Origin of the sequence: Tardiphaga sp. vice154, assembly GCF_007018645.1 — a bacterium.
Taxonomy (GTDB): Bacteria; Pseudomonadota; Alphaproteobacteria; order Rhizobiales; family Xanthobacteraceae; genus Tardiphaga.
In genome coordinates this window covers 2,131,670-2,148,581 of sequence record NZ_CP041399.1, presented here as the reverse complement: position 1 = coordinate 2,148,581, position 16,912 = coordinate 2,131,670, and the positions used below count along the sequence as shown (strand labels likewise).

The 16,912-nt window shown below is 65.1% G+C and carries 14 protein-coding genes; 3 read left to right on the top strand and 11 right to left on the bottom strand.

The window, feature by feature from the left end; genetic code table 11:
* Positions 1-14 precede the first annotated feature (14 nt).
* The 3 genes from FIU28_RS10020 to FIU28_RS26690 all read right to left on the bottom strand — a co-directional run bounded on the left by FIU28_RS10020 (position 15) and on the right by FIU28_RS26690 (position 6,174).
* Positions 15-3,302: a transglutaminase family protein gene (locus FIU28_RS10020; protein WP_143572795.1), complete on the bottom strand. Its 3,288-nt coding sequence runs from the start codon at positions 3,300-3,302 to the stop codon at positions 15-17.
* A 239-nt stretch (positions 3,303-3,541) separates the two neighbouring features.
* Positions 3,542-5,065: a UxaA family hydrolase gene (locus tag FIU28_RS10015; RefSeq protein ID WP_143572794.1), complete on the bottom strand. Its 1,524-nt coding sequence runs from the start codon at positions 5,063-5,065 to the stop codon at positions 3,542-3,544.
* A gap of 857 nt (positions 5,066-5,922) precedes the next feature.
* Positions 5,923-6,174 carry a hypothetical protein gene (locus tag FIU28_RS26690; RefSeq protein ID WP_210245495.1) on the bottom strand — a complete coding sequence of 84 codons (252 nt, stop codon included), beginning with the start codon at positions 6,172-6,174 and terminating at the stop codon, positions 5,923-5,925.
* On the opposite strand from FIU28_RS26690, the gene FIU28_RS26940 reads away from it, so the two are divergent.
* The 3 genes from FIU28_RS26940 to FIU28_RS09995 all read left to right on the top strand — a co-directional run bounded on the left by FIU28_RS26940 (position 6,167) and on the right by FIU28_RS09995 (position 8,634).
* On the top strand, positions 6,167-6,757 hold the full coding sequence (locus FIU28_RS26940; protein WP_246660933.1) for an EAL domain-containing protein: 591 nt from the start codon (positions 6,167-6,169) through the stop codon (positions 6,755-6,757). The two genes, FIU28_RS26690 and FIU28_RS26940, sit on opposite strands and share 8 nt — an antisense overlap.
* Before the next feature lie 220 nt (positions 6,758-6,977).
* The gene (locus FIU28_RS10000) at positions 6,978-7,352 is read left to right on the top strand and encodes a hypothetical protein (RefSeq protein ID WP_210245494.1); all 375 of its coding nucleotides are present in this window, start codon (positions 6,978-6,980) and stop codon (positions 7,350-7,352) included.
* Positions 7,353-7,356: 4 nt separating this feature from the next.
* Complete coding sequence (locus tag FIU28_RS09995; RefSeq protein ID WP_143572792.1) at positions 7,357-8,634, top strand: sensor domain-containing diguanylate cyclase; 1,278 nt, start codon at positions 7,357-7,359, stop codon at positions 8,632-8,634.
* 52 nt (positions 8,635-8,686) lie between these two features.
* On the opposite strand, the gene FIU28_RS09990 is transcribed toward FIU28_RS09995, so the two are convergent.
* The 8 genes from FIU28_RS09990 to FIU28_RS09955 all read right to left on the bottom strand — a co-directional run bounded on the left by FIU28_RS09990 (position 8,687) and on the right by FIU28_RS09955 (position 16,811).
* Positions 8,687-9,187: a 2'-5' RNA ligase family protein gene (locus FIU28_RS09990; RefSeq protein ID WP_143572791.1), complete on the bottom strand. Its 501-nt coding sequence runs from the start codon at positions 9,185-9,187 to the stop codon at positions 8,687-8,689.
* 24 nt (positions 9,188-9,211) lie between these two features.
* Positions 9,212-9,889 (bottom strand): nitroreductase, encoded by a 678-nt coding sequence (locus tag FIU28_RS09985; RefSeq protein WP_143572790.1) that lies wholly within the window; start codon positions 9,887-9,889, stop codon positions 9,212-9,214.
* A 273-nt stretch (positions 9,890-10,162) separates the two neighbouring features.
* Positions 10,163-11,158, bottom strand: coding sequence for a Bug family tripartite tricarboxylate transporter substrate binding protein (locus FIU28_RS09980; RefSeq protein WP_168202904.1), 996 nt, complete (start codon positions 11,156-11,158; stop codon positions 10,163-10,165).
* A 203-nt stretch (positions 11,159-11,361) separates the two neighbouring features.
* Positions 11,362-12,138, bottom strand: a complete 777-nt coding sequence (locus FIU28_RS09975) for an HpcH/HpaI aldolase family protein (protein ID WP_143572788.1) — start codon at positions 12,136-12,138, stop codon at positions 11,362-11,364.
* A gap of 168 nt (positions 12,139-12,306) precedes the next feature.
* Complete coding sequence (locus FIU28_RS09970; RefSeq protein WP_143572787.1) at positions 12,307-13,392, bottom strand: malate/lactate/ureidoglycolate dehydrogenase; 1,086 nt, start codon at positions 13,390-13,392, stop codon at positions 12,307-12,309.
* A gap of 16 nt (positions 13,393-13,408) precedes the next feature.
* Entirely contained in the window at positions 13,409-14,161 is a 753-nt protein-coding gene (locus tag FIU28_RS09965; protein WP_143572786.1) for an ABC transporter ATP-binding protein, read from the bottom strand.
* Positions 14,161-15,939: a branched-chain amino acid ABC transporter ATP-binding protein/permease gene (locus FIU28_RS09960; protein WP_143572785.1), complete on the bottom strand. Its 1,779-nt coding sequence runs from the start codon at positions 15,937-15,939 to the stop codon at positions 14,161-14,163. The genes FIU28_RS09965 and FIU28_RS09960 overlap by 1 nt, the downstream gene beginning before the upstream one ends.
* Positions 15,936-16,811: a branched-chain amino acid ABC transporter permease gene (locus FIU28_RS09955; RefSeq protein ID WP_143572784.1), complete on the bottom strand. Its 876-nt coding sequence runs from the start codon at positions 16,809-16,811 to the stop codon at positions 15,936-15,938. The genes FIU28_RS09960 and FIU28_RS09955 overlap by 4 nt, the downstream gene beginning before the upstream one ends.
* Between the last annotated feature and the right edge of the window lie 101 nt (positions 16,812-16,912).

Sequence of the window (16,912 nt, the reverse complement as noted above, 5' to 3'; positions counted from 1 at the left end):
ACACGATTGGCACCTCAATGCAGGAGCGGCGTCCTCAAGTCGAGGGTCAAGGGGAATTCAAGTGTGCGTTCGGGCTTCGGCGGGTCCATTTCGCCGGGGGTGTGGCCGATCGCCTCGAAGCGCGCCAGCCGGCGGGCTTCGGCCTCGTAGGAATTGACCGGCTTGGTCTCGTAGCTGCGGCCGCCGGGATGGCCGACATGATAGACGCAGCCGCCCAGCGACCGCCGGTTCCAGGTATCGACGATATCGAACGTCAATGGCGCGTGCACCGGGATCGTCGGATGCAGGCCAGACGCCGGCTGCCAGGCCTTGAAGCGCACTCCCGCCACCGTCTCGCCGGAGCGGCCGGTCTCGGTCATCGGCAAAGCGCGGCCGTTGCAGGTAATCATGTGCCGGCCCGGCACGAAGCCGTTGGCCTTGAGCTGCAGCCGCTCCACGGAGGAGTCGACGTAGCGAACCGTGCCACCGGCCGAGCTTTCCTCGCCCAGCACGTGCCACGGCTCCAGCGCCTGACGGACTTCCAGCGTGACGCCGCCATTGGTGACCTGGCCGAACACCGGGAAGCGGAACTCGAGCTGCGCCTCGTACCATTCCTTCGAGAATTCGTAGCCGGCGTGGCCGAGCTCGGCGAGGATGTCCTGGAAATCCTCCCAGAGATAATGCGGCAGCATGAAGCGGTCATGCAGCGTGGTGCCCCAGCGCGTGAAGCCGCCCTGCTGCGGCTCGCGCCACATCTTTGCGATCAGCGCGCGGATCAGGAGCTGCTGCGCGAGGCTCATCCGAGGATCGGGCGGCATCTCCAGCGCACGGAATTCGACCAGCCCGAGGCGGCCGGTGGTGCCGTCCGGCGAATAGAGCTTGTCGATGCAGATCTCGGAGCGATGGGTGTTGCCGGTGATGTCGACCAGGATGTGCCGGAACAGCCGATCGACCAGCCACAGCGGCGCCTTCACGCCGGGTGGCGGCACCTGCGCCAGCGCGATCTCCAATTCATACAGACCGTCATGACGCGCCTCGTCGATGCGCGGCGCCTGGCTTGTCGGGCCGATGAACATGCCGGAGAACAGATAGGACAGGCAGGGATGGCGCTGCCAGTACAGCACCAGGCTCTTCAACAGATCGGGCCGGCGCAGGAACGGCGAATCCGCGGGCGTGCTGCCGCCGACCACGACGTGGTTGCCGCCGCCGGTGCCAGTGTGGCGGCCATCGACCAGAAAACGGTTGGCGCCGAGCCGCGTGCGCGCGGCGTCTTCATACAGGAACGTCGTGGTGTTGACGGCCTCGCGCCAGGTCGCGGCGGGATGGATGTTGATCTCCAGCACGCCGGGATCGGGCGTCACCTTGATCACCTCGACGCGCGGATCGTAGGGCGGCGGATAGCCCTCGACGTGAACCTGCAGCTGCATCTCTTCGGCGGTCGCTTCCAGCACCGAGACCAGTTCGAGATAGTCCTCCAGCTTCTCCACCGGCGGCATGAAGGCGCACAATATGCCGTCGCGCACCTCGATCGACATCGCGGTCCGCACCGGGCCGCGGTTGCGCCGATCCTGCTGAATCTTGTCGGCCGCAGCTTTCGCCCGCGCGGTCGCCTCGACATCCTCCGCCGACAGATCGCCGCGCGGCTCCATCGGGTCCCGCTCGACGATGTAGGGAAAGTCGTCTTCCGGGACATGCGGCAGGGAGGCGATCGGCAGCCGCAGGCCGAGCGGGGAATCGCCGGGGGTGAGAAACAAATTGCCGCGGCGCAACTGCCAGTGCTCGGAGCGCCAGCGCAGGTCCGGCTCGGCCTCCGCGTTCCAACGCTGGATCGGCAGCACGAAACCCTTCGGCGTGTTCAGCCCCTCGTCGAACACTTTGGCCATCCGCGAGCGCTCTTCGGGATCGGCCAGCTTGGAATCGCTGGGATCGACATTGTGCGGCAGGCCGGCTTCCTTCTGCAGCCAGTGCGAGGGGTCCTCGAACGCCGGAATGATGAAGTCGAGCGGCACGCCGAGGCGCTGCGCGGCGCGCTTGGCGAATTTCTCGGCGTCGCTGACCGCGGCCTTGCGCGGGCCTTCGACGCGCGCGATCAGCGCGTCGTTCTTCCAGATCGGCACGCCGTCTTTCCGCCAGTACAGGCCGAAAGCCCAGCGCGGCAGGCTCTCGCCGGGATACCACTTGCCTTGGCCATAATGCAGCAGGCCTCCGGGCGCAAAGCGCGTGCGCAGACGCCGGATCAGGTCGTCGCCGAGCCCGCGCTTGGTGGGACCCACCGCCGAGATGTTCCACTCCGCGCCTTCGAGATCGTCCATCGACACGAAAGTCGGCTCGCCGCCCATCGTGAGGCGCACGTCGCCGGCGGCCAGATCGGCATCGACCGTTTCGCCCAGCGCATCGAGCTTCTGCCAGGCAGCTTCCGAAAACGGCTTGGTGATGCGCGGCGCCTCGCGGACGCGAGTGACCTTCATCTCGAAGCCGAACTCGACTTCGGCAAAGCCCGCCATGCCGGAGATCGGCGCGGCCGAGCGGAAATGCGGCGTGGCCGCCACCGGGATATGGCCCTCGCCGGTCAACATGCCCGAGGTCGCGTCGAAGCCGATCCAGCCGGCGCCGGGGATATAGACTTCGGCCCAGGCGTGCAGGTCGGTGAAATCGTTCTCGACCTCGCGCGGGCCTTCCAGCGGATCGATGTCGGGGCGCAACTGGATCAGATAGCCGGAGACAAATCGCGCGGCGAGGCCGAGATGGCGCACCGTCTCGATCAGCAGCCAGGCGGAATCTCGGCACGAGCCGGAGCCCAGCGCCAACGTCTCTTCCGGGGTCTGGATGCCCGCTTCCATGCGGATGATGTAGTTGACCTTCTCGCGCAAGCTGGCGTTGAGGTCGACCAGGAAGTTGACCGTGCTCGGCGCTTCCCTGGCGATCTCCTCCATGTACGCTTTGAAGCGCGGGCCCGACGGCGTGGTCGCCAGATAGGGCTCAAGCTCGGACTTCAGATCGTCGGGATAGGCGAACGGGAATTTCTCGGCATAGGGCTCGACGAAGAAGTCGAACGGATTGATGACCGTCATCTCGGCGGTGAAATCGACCTCGATCTTGAGTTCGGTCGCCTTCTCCGGAAACACGAAGCGCGCCAGCCAGTTGCCCTGCGGATCCTGCTGCCAGTTCACGAAATGGTTCGACGGCGTGACCTTCAGCGAATAGGCCGGAATCGGCGTCCGCGTATGCGGCGCCGGCCGCAGCCGGATGGTTTGCGGGCCGAGATCGATCGGACGGTCGTATTTGTAATGCGTGACGTGATGTAGCGCGACGAAGATCGACAATGGGCAACTCCAGCAGCTTTTTTAAGCAGAACATTGCTGGCGGGTTGGATCAAGGCCTAACAATTGGCACGCGCTGCCTGTTGTGGGGGCGTCCATTTGTCGTTCCGGGGCGCGGGCGGCGTCAGCCGAACGCGAACCCGGAACCTCGACATGTTCATCGTCCCATGTCGAGGTTCCGGGTTCGCTCGCGGCTTACGCGCTCGCGCCCCGGAATGACAGTTTGTGGCAATGACAGTTGGTTACATCGTCGCCCCTAACACCCAGGGCGCGAACTCGGCGCCGCCGAAATCAAAACTCTCGCTCTTGGTCGGCGCGCCGGACGCCGTTTTCAGCATCTGCGCGAAGATGCGCTGGCCGCACGCCTCCACGCTCTCGTCGCCGTCGAGGATGGTGCCGCAGTTGATGTCCATGTCGTCTTCCATCCGCCGGAACATCGGCGTGTTGGTCGCGAGCTTGATCGAGGGCGCGGGCTTACAGCCGAACACCGAGCCGCGGCCGGTGGTGAAGCACACCAGATTGGCGCCGCCGGCGACCTGCCCGGTCGCGGCCACCGGGTCGTATCCCGGCGTGTCCATGAACACAAAACCCTTCTTGGTGACGGCCTCGGCGTAGTTCAGCACGTCGACCAGATTGGTCGAGCCGGCCTTGGCCATCGCGCCGAGCGACTTCTCCAGGATCGTGGTGAGGCCGCCGACCTTGTTGCCGGGCGAGGGATTGGCGTTCATCTCGGCACCCTCGCGCTCGCAATAGGCGTCCCACCAGCGCATCAGCCCGACCAGCTTCTCGCCGACCTCGCGCGACACCGCACGGCGCGTGAGAAGATGCTCGGCGCCGTAGGTCTCCGGCGTCTCCGACAGGATCACGGTGCCGCCGTGGCGCACCAGGATGTCGCTCGCCGCCCCCAGCGCCGGATTGGCGGAGATGCCGGAATAGCCGTCGGAGCCGCCGCATTGCAGGGCGACAATCAACTCGCTGGCCGCGACTTCCTCGCGTTTTGCCTTGTTGGAATCTTCCAGCACTTCGCGCACGAAAGCGACGCCGGCCTCGGTGGTCTTGCGGGTGCCGCCGACTTCCTGGATCTGCATTTCGCGCAGGCGGCCGGCGAGCTTCTGCTCCTCCATCAGCCCGCCGATCTGGTTGATCTCGCAGCCCAGCCCCAGCACGATGACATGCGAGAAGTTGACGTGGCGCGCATAGCCGCCGAGCGTCCGGCGCAGCAGCCGCAGCGGCTCGTCCTGCGTCATGCCGCAGCCAGTCTTGTGGGTCAGCGCGACGACGCCGTCGACGTTCGGATAGTTTTCGAGCGGATTGTGGCCGGTGAACGGATTCTTCTTGAACACGTCGGCGACCATCGAGGCGACATGCGCGCTGCAATTCACCGATGTGAGAATGCCGATGTAATTGCGCGTGGCGATGCGGCCGTCGTCGCGGCGGATGCCCATGAAGGACGCCGGCAGATCGAAATTCGGCGTCGGCTTGACATCGACGCCATAGGCATAGTCGCGCGCGAAATCGCCCATGCCCAAATTCTGCGTATGCACGTGCTGGCCGGGCGCGATCGGCTGCGTCGCGAAGCCGATGATCTGGCCGTAGCGGCGCACCTCTTCGCCGACCGCGATCGGCCGGATCGCGACCTTGTGGCCGGCCGGAATCCGCTCCGACGTGACGACACCCGGCGAGACCTCGACGCCCGGCATCAGGCTGGCGCGGGCGATCAGCACGGCGTCGTTGGCATGCAGGCGGATGACGGGAGATGCGGCCATGTTGTTTCCTCGGTTATTTTTGTTTGGAACGAGTCTAGCCCGTAGCCCGGATGGAGCGAAGCGAAATCCGGGGATGCCGGACCTGCTGAAACGCCGCCCCCGGATTTCGTAGAGTTCATCATCGGGCGCGCTTCGCGCGACCCGGTGGCTCCATCCGGGCTACCGATCGACAGACATGCGACATCGCCCCTGTTGTTTGCGGCGCGGGGACGCCGTCGTCTCGTCTTGCATTCCCTGCCCTCTCGAGAGGGCGCGCGGAACGCCGAGTGCCCGATGCACCCATGGTCCAGGCGCCGATGCCGTATTCGGCAAGGGGAATGCGCCCGGAAACTTCCGGATTCACCGGGGTATCACCCGGCGTTCCGCACGCGATGAGGCTCCGGCTTGCTTCGTGCTCTTTCCGGCGGAATGGTCGACGCCCGGAACTGAGGATGCGGCTCGCAGGCCGGTAGGCGTTGCGAACTCTCCGATCCGCGATGCCCCGTTCGGCATCGAGAAACCACACGACTTGGGCCGGCGCGACAGCGTGGTTCGTCAGCGCTTCGATCGATGGTTCACGGCCCTTGTGGGTGCCGCCCAGCCACCAACCTCTGCGCCTGACGCTGTCGCGTCACCGCATCCCGCCCCGCGTATCGTGACGATCGCGAGCCGCCCCTCCCAGTGGAGCGGGACGATACGGATAATAGTCCTGTTAGGGATATTGTCAAGCGACACAATCCGGCGTCCTGAAAAGACTTGGGCGTGCGGCAGACGTCTTGGTATCACACCTGACGGAGGCTATGGGTCCCCGCGTTCGCGGGGACTACTCGCGGAGGCGATGTCGCGCAAATTCGGCTTCGTTGTGTAGCCCGGGCTTGTTACTTAGCCACTACGTTCTTGTAGATCTTGCCGTCCTTCATGATCACAAGAAAGTTCTTCGCCGCGTCCGCCACCAGCGTGAGATCCTTCGTCGGATCGCCATCGACGAGCAGCAGGTCGGCCAGCGCGCCCGCTTCGATCACGCCAAGTTTTCCCGGATAGGGCGAGCGCGGACCTGACAGCGCGAGAAGCTGTCCGTTGTTGTAGGTCGCGATCTGCAATGTTTCGGCCGGCGTATACCACTTGACCACCCGGGCCTCGCGCGCGCTTGCGCACGGTGGCCTCGTCGTCCGCGATGGCGGCAGCGCCGATCCGGTCCGTGTAGCCGAACGCCTCGGGCGCCGCCGGCAATTCGGTCGGCAACCGGAAATCGCCATGGCCGCCGGTCTGGGAAATCAGGGCCCCCGACGGTCAGATGCGCGGGCCGGCCACCACGCCGCTATCGATCGCCTTTTCAGCCCGAAGGACGGGCCGCCGAGATCGCGGACGCTGGTGAAGCCGCGCAGCAGCATGTCGGTTGCCGCCCTGGATGCGACGATATTGACCAAGCCGATGTCGGAGGTGAGCAAGGCAATCTGCGGCAGCGAACTGAACATCAGATGCACATGGGCCGAGAAGGAACGCCTGCTGGTGCGGGCGATGATCCAGCTGTCGCACGACCTCGGCTACCGCGTGGTCGGCGAAGGCGTGGAGACCGCCATTATCCAGCAGTGGCTCTGCGAGATGCAGTGCGACGAGGCGCAGGGCTATTTCATCGCGCGACCGCTCGAGACCGATCAGCTCGAAGCCTGGATGCGGGATGACCGCCGTTCCAAGCTGTCACTGGCGTCGTAACCAGCAGCGCAGCCGCCCGCCGCCCATTCGATTTAATCCGTAAACGCTTGCGATTGAGGCGCCATTGTGTGGCGCTGCCCGGTGAGACGTCGGCCCGCGCGGTCTCGCAGTCCGGAACATGGCAGTCGGCCCGTCACGCCGCGGACGTTTTTTATGCGTATCCTATTACTCTATTAATGGTTGTGGCCTAGCGTGGCAGCTTGATGCGATGGAGATTATTTTGGCTGATATGACGACCGACACGACGATCGAGACGATGACGCTGGGAGACCTGCAGGCGATGCGGCCCGACGATTGCAACCAGCTTCCCTTCGGCGTCATCGGCCTGGATCGCTCCGGCATCGCCAAGCTCTACAACGCTACCGAATCGCGGATGGCAGGGCTGTCACCGGACAAGGTAATCGGCTCGGATTTCTTCGGCGCTGTCGCGCAGTGCATGAACAACTATCTGGTCGCGCAGCGCTTCGAGGACGAGGCGGAACTCGATACGATCATCCCTTACGTGCTGACGCTGCGGATGCGGCCGACGCAGGTGCGGATGCGTCTGCTCGCCAGCCCGTCCGCCCCGTTGCGCTACATTCTCATTGCACGGTGAAGCGATGGCGCAGATCGTAAGCGACGAAGAGAGACTGCTTGAGTTCCTCTATGCAGCGCCGACCGGGCTGGTGGAGATCAATGCGTTGGGAGCGATCATGATGATCAACCCCTATGCGATGAAACACCTGCTGCCGCTGACCGGCGCACGCGATTCCGGCAATCTGTTTGCCATGCTGGAAAACTCCGCGCCGGAATTGCGCAATCTGCTCGATGGCTTTGACGGCGAGCGTGGCACCGTCTGCGACGGTCACCGCATCACGGTCGACATCGGGCGCGATCGCGACGGCCCGGAGCCCAAGGTACTGGCCTGCACGCTGGTCAAGCTGGACCCCGACCGCGCCATTGCCTGCATTTCGGACATCACCCAGCAGGTCGCCCAGGAGCGGCGGCTGAAACAGGCCGAGACCTGGTTCTCGTCGCTGATGAACGACATCAACGACTATGCCGTGCTTTCGATCACCTCCGATGGCTTGGTCGATGCCGTCAATGATTCATGGACGGCGCAGACCGGCGAAGCCCGCGAGCGGGTGCTCGGACAGACGCTCGCCGATATCTTTCCGTCCACCGACGACGACGCTGTCGGCATGGCCGAGCTGCTGCGGGGCTGTGCGCGCGACGGCTGGCATCTCGACGAAATGTCGCATGTGCGGGCCGACGGCTCGCGCTACTGGTGCCAGCGCCTGCTTGCCGCACGCGTCGGCAGCCAAGGCGATCTCGTCGGCTACACCGTGGTGTTGCGCGATATCGCGCGGCCGGCCTATGACACCGGCGACCTGCGCCGCCTGCTGACGCAGGACCATCTGACCGGCGCGGCCAACCGCGCCCGCTTCCAGCATCTGTTCGAGCGCGCGCAGCAGGCCTGGAGTGAACACGGCACGCCGCTGTCGCTGATCATGCTCGACATCGATCATTTCAAACGGGTCAATGATAGCCACGGACATGTTGCCGGCGATATGGTTCTGACGGCCTTTGCCGAAACGATTAGCCAGACGATCCGTCCGAAGGACGTATTTGCGCGTCTTGGCGGCGAAGAGTTCGCGGTGCTGCTGACCGGGACCCTGTCCGACGCCAGCGAGATGGCCGAACGGCTGCGGCTGGCGGTCGCCGCCATGCGGGTGGCGACGCCGCAGGGCGAATTGTCGATCACGGTCAGCCTCGGCTGCGCCACCGCGCGCATTGGCGAGGATTTGCTGCGTGTCGCCGACGCAGCGCTTTACGTCGCCAAACACACCGGCCGCAACCGCGTGCACAAGGCGGCAAGCGCCGTGGCGGCGGCATGAGGGCTCGCCCCGCTCTGGGCTGAAGGGTGTGGATCGGCTCTGCGCGCCCGCTTCAGCCGGGCGCGAACGGCAGGCGCCGGACCAACCGCCAGGGTCCGCCCAGATACTCCCAGACCAGCAATGCCGTGGCGTGGCCGGCGCGGCCGGCGAAGTCTTCACTGAGCGTCACGAACAGATCGCGGGCGATTTCCGTTTTCACCTTGTTCTGCACCGTCACATGCGGCGTCCATTTCTGGGCGTCCTGTCGCGACAACTCGCCTGCCATCGCGGCGATGATCGCTTCGCGCAGGCGCGCCAGCCCCGGTGATCGCAGATTGAAGGCCACGCCGCCGCCCAGAAAGCGCAAGCCGTCGACATCGAGGTCGATCGGCTGGTCCGGTATGGCAACCAGCGGCAGCCGCTCGATCTGCGCGCCGGACAGGCGATGAAACATCGTGAGATGCGCCGACAACACGTTACGCTCGGGCGGAAAATGTTCACGGCGCAGCGCGTCGAGCCAATCGAAACTGGCATCGTCCAGCTCGGCGGTGAGAATGTAGGTCTTGTCGTTCATGGCGACAGATCAGTCGGTCCAGGTTTACTCGTCGAAGCCGACGAACACGGTGGCTTCCTCGACCGATCGGCGCTCGGACACCACCGCATTCGCCGGGAAGCTGTCGTCCGGCCAGCCCAGCGCGATGCTTTTCATGATCACCTGGTCGTCGGCGATGCCCGCGTGTTCGCGCACCACCGGCGACTGCATGATGCCCTGGCTGTTGATGACGCAGCCCAGCCCGCGCGACCAGGCAGCATTGACCAATGCGGTCGCCACCGCGCCGCAATCGAACGGCGTGTCGTCGCTGCCGTCGAGCGCGCGGTCGTAGGTCACGATCACGCACACCGGCGCGTCGAACTGGCGAAAGCCGCGCAGCACCCAGTCCTGCCGCATCTCCTTGTCGTCGCGCGCGATGCCCATGGCGGAGAATAATTGCTTGGCGACGCCGACCTGGCGATCGCGGTGCGGTCCGGCGAAGGCCTGGCCGGTGCGGAATTCGCGCGACTGCGGCACGCCGGCCAGCATCCGCTCGGTATTGCCGGCGCGGATGCGGTCGAGCGGTTCGCCGGTGATGACGTAGAAATTCCACGGCTGGACGTTCATCGACGACGGCGCGCGCATCGCCAAAGCAATGATTTCCTCGATCAGTTTGCGGGGCACCGGATCGGGCTTGTAGCCACGGATCGAGCGGCGGCCGCGAATGACGTCGTCGTAAAGCATGGTGTTTCCCCAGTGAACCGTCTTGTCAGGATCGTCGCGGCTTCGCCGCTCGAACGCAAGGTGGCGACCCGCGCGTCACCCCTGTCGGAAATGACGCGGTAGCCTTTCCGCATGTCGTCCCCGCGAAAGCGGGGACCCATACGCCGTGCAGTGGCCTCGACGCGCGGCAGATCTCGTCAATTATCACAACGACGGAGGCTATGGGTCCCCGCTTTCGCGAGGACGACTCGCGGAGGCGATGTCGCGGAGTTTCAGCGTCGCTGCGTACTGCACCTATTGCGGCGATCCCAGGCCCGCGGCCAGCTCGGCCCAGATCGGCGCCTCCGTCGCGTAATGCGCCTGGCTGGCGGCCAGCGTCATCGGGCCTTCGTCGATGCCCTGGCTCTTCAGCAGCTCACGCACGCGGTCGCTCTTGCCGGCGTTGACGAACAGCTCGGAGAGTTTGGCAATGATCTCCGGTGGCGTCTTCGCCGGGGCAACGCAGCCCTGAAACGTCAGAAGCGAATGCCCGCGCGAGGTGGCGCCTTGCTCCACGAAGGTCGCCACATCGGGCAGATCCTTGATGCGGCGGCGCGAGACCGCCACCGCGCGGGCGCGCCCGGTCTGCAGCACCGGCAAGGCCGCGGCATAGCTGCCGATGCCGGCATCGATCGAGCCACCGGCGAGATCCGTCCACATCGGCGCCTCGCCGCGGTAATGCACCGCCTCCATCTTGAGGCCGTATTGCTTGTTGAGTTCGACGATCACCATGTGCGCGAACGAGCCGCTGGCATAGGTGCCGACATTCACTTTCTCGGTGCGGCGCGCATAGGCGATGAACTCGGCCAGCGTCTTCGCACCGACCTTCTCATTGACCACGAGCGGCAGGCTGCCGCCCGGCATCACCGAGACCCAGGCAAAATCCTCGGCGACGTTGTACTTGATGTCCTTGATGACCACCGGATTGAGCATGTAAGCGGTGGTATTGCAGATCATCAAGGTGTGGCCGTCGGGCTCGGCGCGCTTCAGCTCCATCGCCGCGACCGCGCCGCCGGCGCCGGCCTTGTTCTCGACCACCACGGTCTGGCCGAGCTCGCGCGACAGATACTCGCCATAGACCCGCGCGAACTGGTCGGTCTGGCCGCCCGCGGCGGAGCCCGCCAGCATGCGGATCGGCTTGGTCGGCCAGGTGCTGGCACGCAGCAGCGACGGCGCGGAAAGCAGCGCGGCGGCTCCGGCGCCGGCACCGATGAGCTGGCGTCGGTTGAGCAGAAGCGAGCGGTTTCGCATGGTCGTCATCCCAGGGGTTGGCCTCATCTCTGCGGACGAGTGCGTCGATTAACGTGTCATTCCGGGGCGCGAGCGCACCAGCGCGAGCGAACCCGGAATCTCGAAGTGTTCATCGTCCCATGTCGGGGTTCCCCACCACTCCAATTGGAGTGGCTGAGGTTCGGTAGCGGCTCGCGCCGCTCCCGCCCCGGAACGACAATAAGTTACGCCTTGCCGCCGGATCCCTGGCGCGTCTCGGCGACCCAGTTCCTCGCGCCGATGGCGAGGATGCCGCTGTCGTTAAGCAGCGTCACCAGCTTGAAGCCCATGTCGATCGCACGCTTGGCGCCGGCGGGGCCCGAGCAGTGGATGCCGGGATAGATGCCGCGGGTGCCGCATTCCTTCACCAGCTTCTCGTAGATCTTCAGGATCTCCGGCTCCTCGCGGTCGAGCTTCGGCACCAGGCCATAGGAGAAGCCGAGATCGGAGGGGCCGACATAGACGCCGGCAATGCCTTCCACGTCGAGAATCGATTCCATATTGTCGACCGCGGTGCGGGTTTCCAGCATCGGAATGCACAGCGTCTCGTCATTCGCGGTCTTCTGGTAGTCGCCGGCGCCACCATAAAGGCCGGAGCGGATCGGGCCGTTGGAGCGGGTGCCGAGCGGCGGATATTTGGCGTATTGCACGAAGTTCTCGGCTTCCTCGCGGGTATTCACCATCGGGCAGATCACGCCATAGGCGCCGCCGTCCAGCACCTTGCCGATGATGCCGGGCTCGTTCCACGGCACCCGGACCATCGGCGTCACCGGCTGGCCGCTCATCGCCTGGAAGCATGTCACCATCGACTGATAGTCCTGCACGCCGTGCTGGATATCGACCGTGACGCTGTCGAAGCCGCATTGCGCCATCACCTCGGCGGAGAATCCCGACGGGATCGCCAGCCAGGCGTTGACGACAACTTTTCCGGATGCCCAGATTTCCTTGACTCGGTTTGCCATTGTTTTTCCTTTTCCACTCGATTTCAGAATGCGTCATTGCGAGGTCAGGGAAAGCCAATTGGCTTTCCCCTTAGCCCTTGCGACGAAGCAATCCAGTCTTCTTTCGCTTGTGGCTCTGGATTGCCGCGTCGCTTCGCTCCTCGCAATGACGGGTGATGGTGAAGCGCTCTAATTGGTAGCGTTGCGAACCGCCTCTTCGCTGACGCCGACTTCACGGGCGGTCTGCACGATGGCGCTCCAGGTCTCGTCGGGCAAGGGCACGCCGTTCGCCGTGCGATCGGCGCGCGTCATGGCCTCCTTGTCGCCGGGGATCAGCACATGGTCGGTGCCGGCCGCCGGCTTTGTGTCCTTGAAGTAGTCGATGTAGCGCGTCACCTCGCCGTCGAAGAAGTTCGCAGGATCGATCCGCTTCGGATCGACATAGATCGCGAACATGCCATTGGCGAAGGGGCGGTTCGGCTTGGTGGCGCCGTTGCCGGTCAGCGCGCCGCCCAGCAACTCGCACATCAACGCGAGGCCGGAGCCCTTGTGCTCGCCGAAGGCGCGGATCGCGCCCGTGCCCTTGGAATGGTCGCGCGGGCCGTTGGCCTCATGCGGGCCGTAGAGCGAGGTGGGGTCCTCGCTCAGCGTGCCGTCGAGATCGATCAGCGCGCCGTCCGGCAGCTTCTTGCCGCCGCGGCTGGCGACCAGCACCTTGCCTTCGGCGACGATCGAGGTGGCGAAATCCAGCACCACCGGCGCCATGCCGGGGCGCGGAATGCCGACGCAATACGGCGCTGTCGAAAGCCTTCGCTCGACGCCGCCATAGGGCGCCACCAGCACCGAGCCCGCGGCGTTGACGAAGTGGATCGAGATCAGCCCCTCCTCCGCCGCCATCTCGGCCCAGTCGCCGATGCGGCCGATATGACCGGAGTTGCGCGTGGCGATCGCGGCGAGGCCCGTGGCCTTGCACTTCTCGATGCCGATCCTGACCGCCTGCGGCCCCACCGTCTGGCCATAGCCGAAGCGGCCATCGACCACCGCCAGCGACGGCGTGTCGACCGGCACTTCGATGGTCTGGTTCGGCACGATCATGCCGCTGTTCTTCCAGCGGATGTAGACCGGCACGCGGATGACGCCGTGGCTGTCATGGCCGGTGAGGTTGGCCGTGGTGAGGTAGGTGGCGATGCGCTTCGCCTCTTCGGCGGAGGAGCCGGCATGCGCGAACACGTCGGCGACGAAGTCGATGAGCTTGGTGACTGGAACTGTAACCATGGGTGGACATTCGCCCTTATACGTTGGTTGCGAGCGGCTTTTCGTCAGAAGGCTTGGCGTGGCCGCCGAGATAGGCGGCGGCGATCGCCTCGTTGCCCCATAATTCATCCGGTTTGCCGCCAAGTACAATCCGTCCCGTTTCCAGCACGTAGCCCTGATCGGCGACCGACAGTCCCATGCGCGCGTTCTGCTCGACAAGCAAGACCGTGGTTTGCATGCGTATCTCGCTGACAATGCGGAACACCGCCTGCACGATCACCGGCGCCAGTCCCAGCGAAGGCTCGTCCAGCAGCAGCAGCCGCGGCTTGGCCATCAGGCCGCGCGCCACTGCGACCATCTGTAGCTGGCCGCCGGACAGCGTCCAGCCCAGCGCGTCGGTGAATTTGCGGATGTCCGGAAACAGGTCGAACATCGCGTCGGCCTCTTTCGACAGCTCGGCCTTCGACGCCCGGCGGTTGGAGCCGCCGAGCATGATGTTCTCTTTCACGGTGAGGCCGGGAAACACCCGCCTCCCCTCCGGCACGTGGCTGATGCCCATCCGCACGATCGCTTCGGGACCGAGGCCGGCGATGCTTTTTCCGTCAAATAGAATGTCGCCCTGCGCCGGCCGGGCAAGGCCGGAGATCGCGCGCAAGGTGGTCGACTTGCCGGCGCCGTTGGCGCCGAGCAGCGTCACCACCTGGCCTTCATCGACGCTGAAGGAGACGCCGCGCAAGGCCACGATCTCGCCGTAGCGGACATGGAGGTCGTTGATTTCCAGAAGCGCCATCAGTCTGTCCCGAGATAGGCGGAGACGACGTCGGGATGCCGCAGCACCGCCATCGATTCGCCGTCCGCGATGCGGCGCCCGAAGTTGAGCACGGTAATGTGCTGGGCGGCCTCCGACACCAGCGTCATGTCGTGGTCGATGATCAGGATGGTCAGCCCCTGCGCCGCGATGCGCTTGAGCAGCTCGTGCAGTTCGAGCTTCTCGGTCGAGTTGAGGCCCGCGGCGGGCTCGTCGAGCAGCAACAGCGTGGGGTTGGCGGCGAGCGCGCGGGCAATCTCGATCAGCCGCTGGTGGCCGTAGGAGAAGCTGGAGATTAACTCATTAGCGCGCGGGCCGAGGCCGACGAAGGCCAGCGCCGCCATCGCCCGCAGCGTCAGCGCGGCTTCGCCGCCATTGCCGATCAGCGTGTTGCCCGGCCGCTCGGCGCCGATGATAACGTTCTCCAGCGCGGTCATCGAGCGGAACAACCGGATGTTCTGGAAGGTGCGCCCGAGCCCCGCCGCGGCGCGCAAGTGCGGCGGCATGGTCGTGACGTCGGTGCCGTCTAGCAGCACGCGGCCGGCGGTCGCCTCATAGAGGCCGGACAACACGTTGAGCGTGGTGGTCTTCCCGGAGCCGTTCGGCCCGATCAGCGCATGCACGCCGCCGCGGCGCACCGCGATATCGACATCGTCCACGGCCTTGAGGCCGCCGAAATGCTTGGCGAGGCCGGTGACTTCCAGCACCATCTCGCCGCCGGTCTTGGCCGGCGCCAGCACCAAAGGCAGGCCCTCAGCCGGCAGCTTCACCTTGCGGCGGAAGCGGTCGAAGAAGGTGGTGACGAAGCCCCAGATTCCGTCCGGCATGTAACGGATGATCAGGATCACCGACAGGCCGTAGATGGCGAGATACAGGCCGGGGACGCTCTTGAGAAAGCGCAGCCATTCCGGGATCAGGATCAGCAGGCCGGTGCCGATTGCCGAGCCGATTGGAGAGGCCACCCCGCCGAGTAGCGACATGGTCAGGAATACGATGGATTCCGCGAACGAGAACTGGTCCGGGCTGATATAGGCGAAGCCGCCGGCGAACAGCCCGCCGCCCAGGCCGCCGAGTACGGCGCAAATCGCAAAGGCATAGATCTTGGTACGAAACACGTCGATGCCGTTGACGCCGGCGGCGAGTTCGTTGTCGCGCACCGCGCGCATGGCCCGGCCGAGCCTTGTATCCGGCAGGTGCCAGACGAGGTAACCGACCAGCGCCAGCATCGCGACGCAGAAGGCGAGATAGGATTGCGACGACTGGAACAAAGCGGGACGGCCGATCTTGCCGACGCCGTCCGGCCCGTGCGTCAGCCAGATCGCGTTGATCATCACCAGGGTCACGATCTGCTGGAACGAGATCGTCACCATCGCGAGGTAATGCCCGCCGAGCCGCAAGGTGGACATGCCCAGCACGGCGCCGGCGAGCAGCGCCATGATGCAGCCGGCCACGAGGCACAGCCAGTAGCTGATCTGGTAGTCCGCGGTGCCGATGCCGACGGCATAGGCGCCGAAGCCGAAGAACGCCGCCTGCGCCAGATTGATCTGGCCGCACAGGCCGAGCACCACCGAGAGGCCGAACACGGCGATCGCAAAGGTCGTCGCCTGCATCAGGATGTTGAGGATATAGCCATCGAACGAAGCGGAGGCTGCCAGCGCCACCACGATGGCCGCGCCGATGAAATACGGCGAGTGCCGGATCAGCAGCGGCGTCGGACGTGCGAGCTGTTCGATGGTCTGGACGTGTTCGGTGCTGCTCATGCTTTTTCCGCCACGCGCTCGCCAAAGATGCCCTGCGGGCGGAACACCAGGAACATCACCAGCACCAGGAAGGCGAAGGCGTCCTTGTACGGAACGGATATATAGGCTGCACCAAAGGTCTCGATGATGCCGAGCGACAGACCGCCGATGATCGCGCCGGTGACGTCGCCGAAGCCGCCGATGATGGTGGCGGCGAAGGCCTTCAGCGCGATGGTCGAGCCCATCTGGATCGAGACGAACAGGATCGGCGCCACCAGAATGCCGGCGAGGCCGCCGAGCACGGCCGAATAGATGAAGGTGATCATGATCATGGTGGAGACGGAGATGCCGAGCAATGACGCCATCTCCTTGTCCTGCGAGGTGGCCTGCAGCTTCTTGCCGAGCATGGTCTTTTCGAAGAACCAGTAATTGAACGCGACCAGGATCATCGTCACCACGATGATGAGCAGATACTGGCTGTCGAGATAGACCGGGCCGAGCTGGATGCCGGGGGTCTCGAACCAGCCCTCCAGCACCTGCGGCTGCGGGCCGTACAACGCCAGCACGCCGTTCGCCATCAGGATGGAGGCGCCGATGGTGGCGATGATGACCGGCAGATAGGTGCGGTGGCGCAGCGGATAATAGACACCGAGATTGAACACCGCGCCGAGGATCGCCATGCCGGCCAGCGCCAGCAGGAACGACAGCCAGTATGGCAGCGCCAGGTCGACGGCGAACACCACCATCAGATAGGCCGCCACCATCGAGAATTCGCCTTGCGCGAAATTGACGACGTTGGTGGCGCGGAAGATCAGCACGAAACCGAGCGCCACCAGCGCATAGACCGCGCCGATCCCGATGCCGGTGAAGAGAAGTTGCAGGACAAGATCCATTGAAAGGGACTCGGTAGGAGGGCAGTTAGGCGGTCATTCCGGGGCGCGAGCGCGTCAGCGGCGGCACCACCATGTCATTCCGGGGCGGACGACAGCGGCGA

Coding starts and splice junctions, on each gene's coding strand:
- FIU28_RS10015 (WP_143572794.1), bottom strand. CDS start 5,065: ATGGCCGCATCTCCCGTCATCCGCCTGCATGCCAACGACGCCGTGCTG.
- FIU28_RS09995 (WP_143572792.1), top strand. CDS start 7,357: ATGGCGCAGATCGTAAGCGACGAAGAGAGACTGCTTGAGTTCCTCTAT.
- FIU28_RS09990 (WP_143572791.1), bottom strand. CDS start 9,187: ATGAACGACAAGACCTACATTCTCACCGCCGAGCTGGACGATGCCAGT.
- FIU28_RS09985 (WP_143572790.1), bottom strand. CDS start 9,889: ATGCTTTACGACGACGTCATTCGCGGCCGCCGCTCGATCCGTGGCTAC.
- FIU28_RS09980 (WP_168202904.1), bottom strand. CDS start 11,158: ATGCGAAACCGCTCGCTTCTGCTCAACCGACGCCAGCTCATCGGTGCC.
- FIU28_RS09975 (WP_143572788.1), bottom strand. CDS start 12,138: ATGGCAAACCGAGTCAAGGAAATCTGGGCATCCGGAAAAGTTGTCGTC.
- FIU28_RS09970 (WP_143572787.1), bottom strand. CDS start 13,392: ATGGTTACAGTTCCAGTCACCAAGCTCATCGACTTCGTCGCCGACGTG.
- FIU28_RS09965 (WP_143572786.1), bottom strand. CDS start 14,161: ATGGCGCTTCTGGAAATCAACGACCTCCATGTCCGCTACGGCGAGATC.
- FIU28_RS09960 (WP_143572785.1), bottom strand. CDS start 15,939: ATGAGCAGCACCGAACACGTCCAGACCATCGAACAGCTCGCACGTCCG.
- FIU28_RS09955 (WP_143572784.1), bottom strand. CDS start 16,811: ATGGATCTTGTCCTGCAACTTCTCTTCACCGGCATCGGGATCGGCGCG.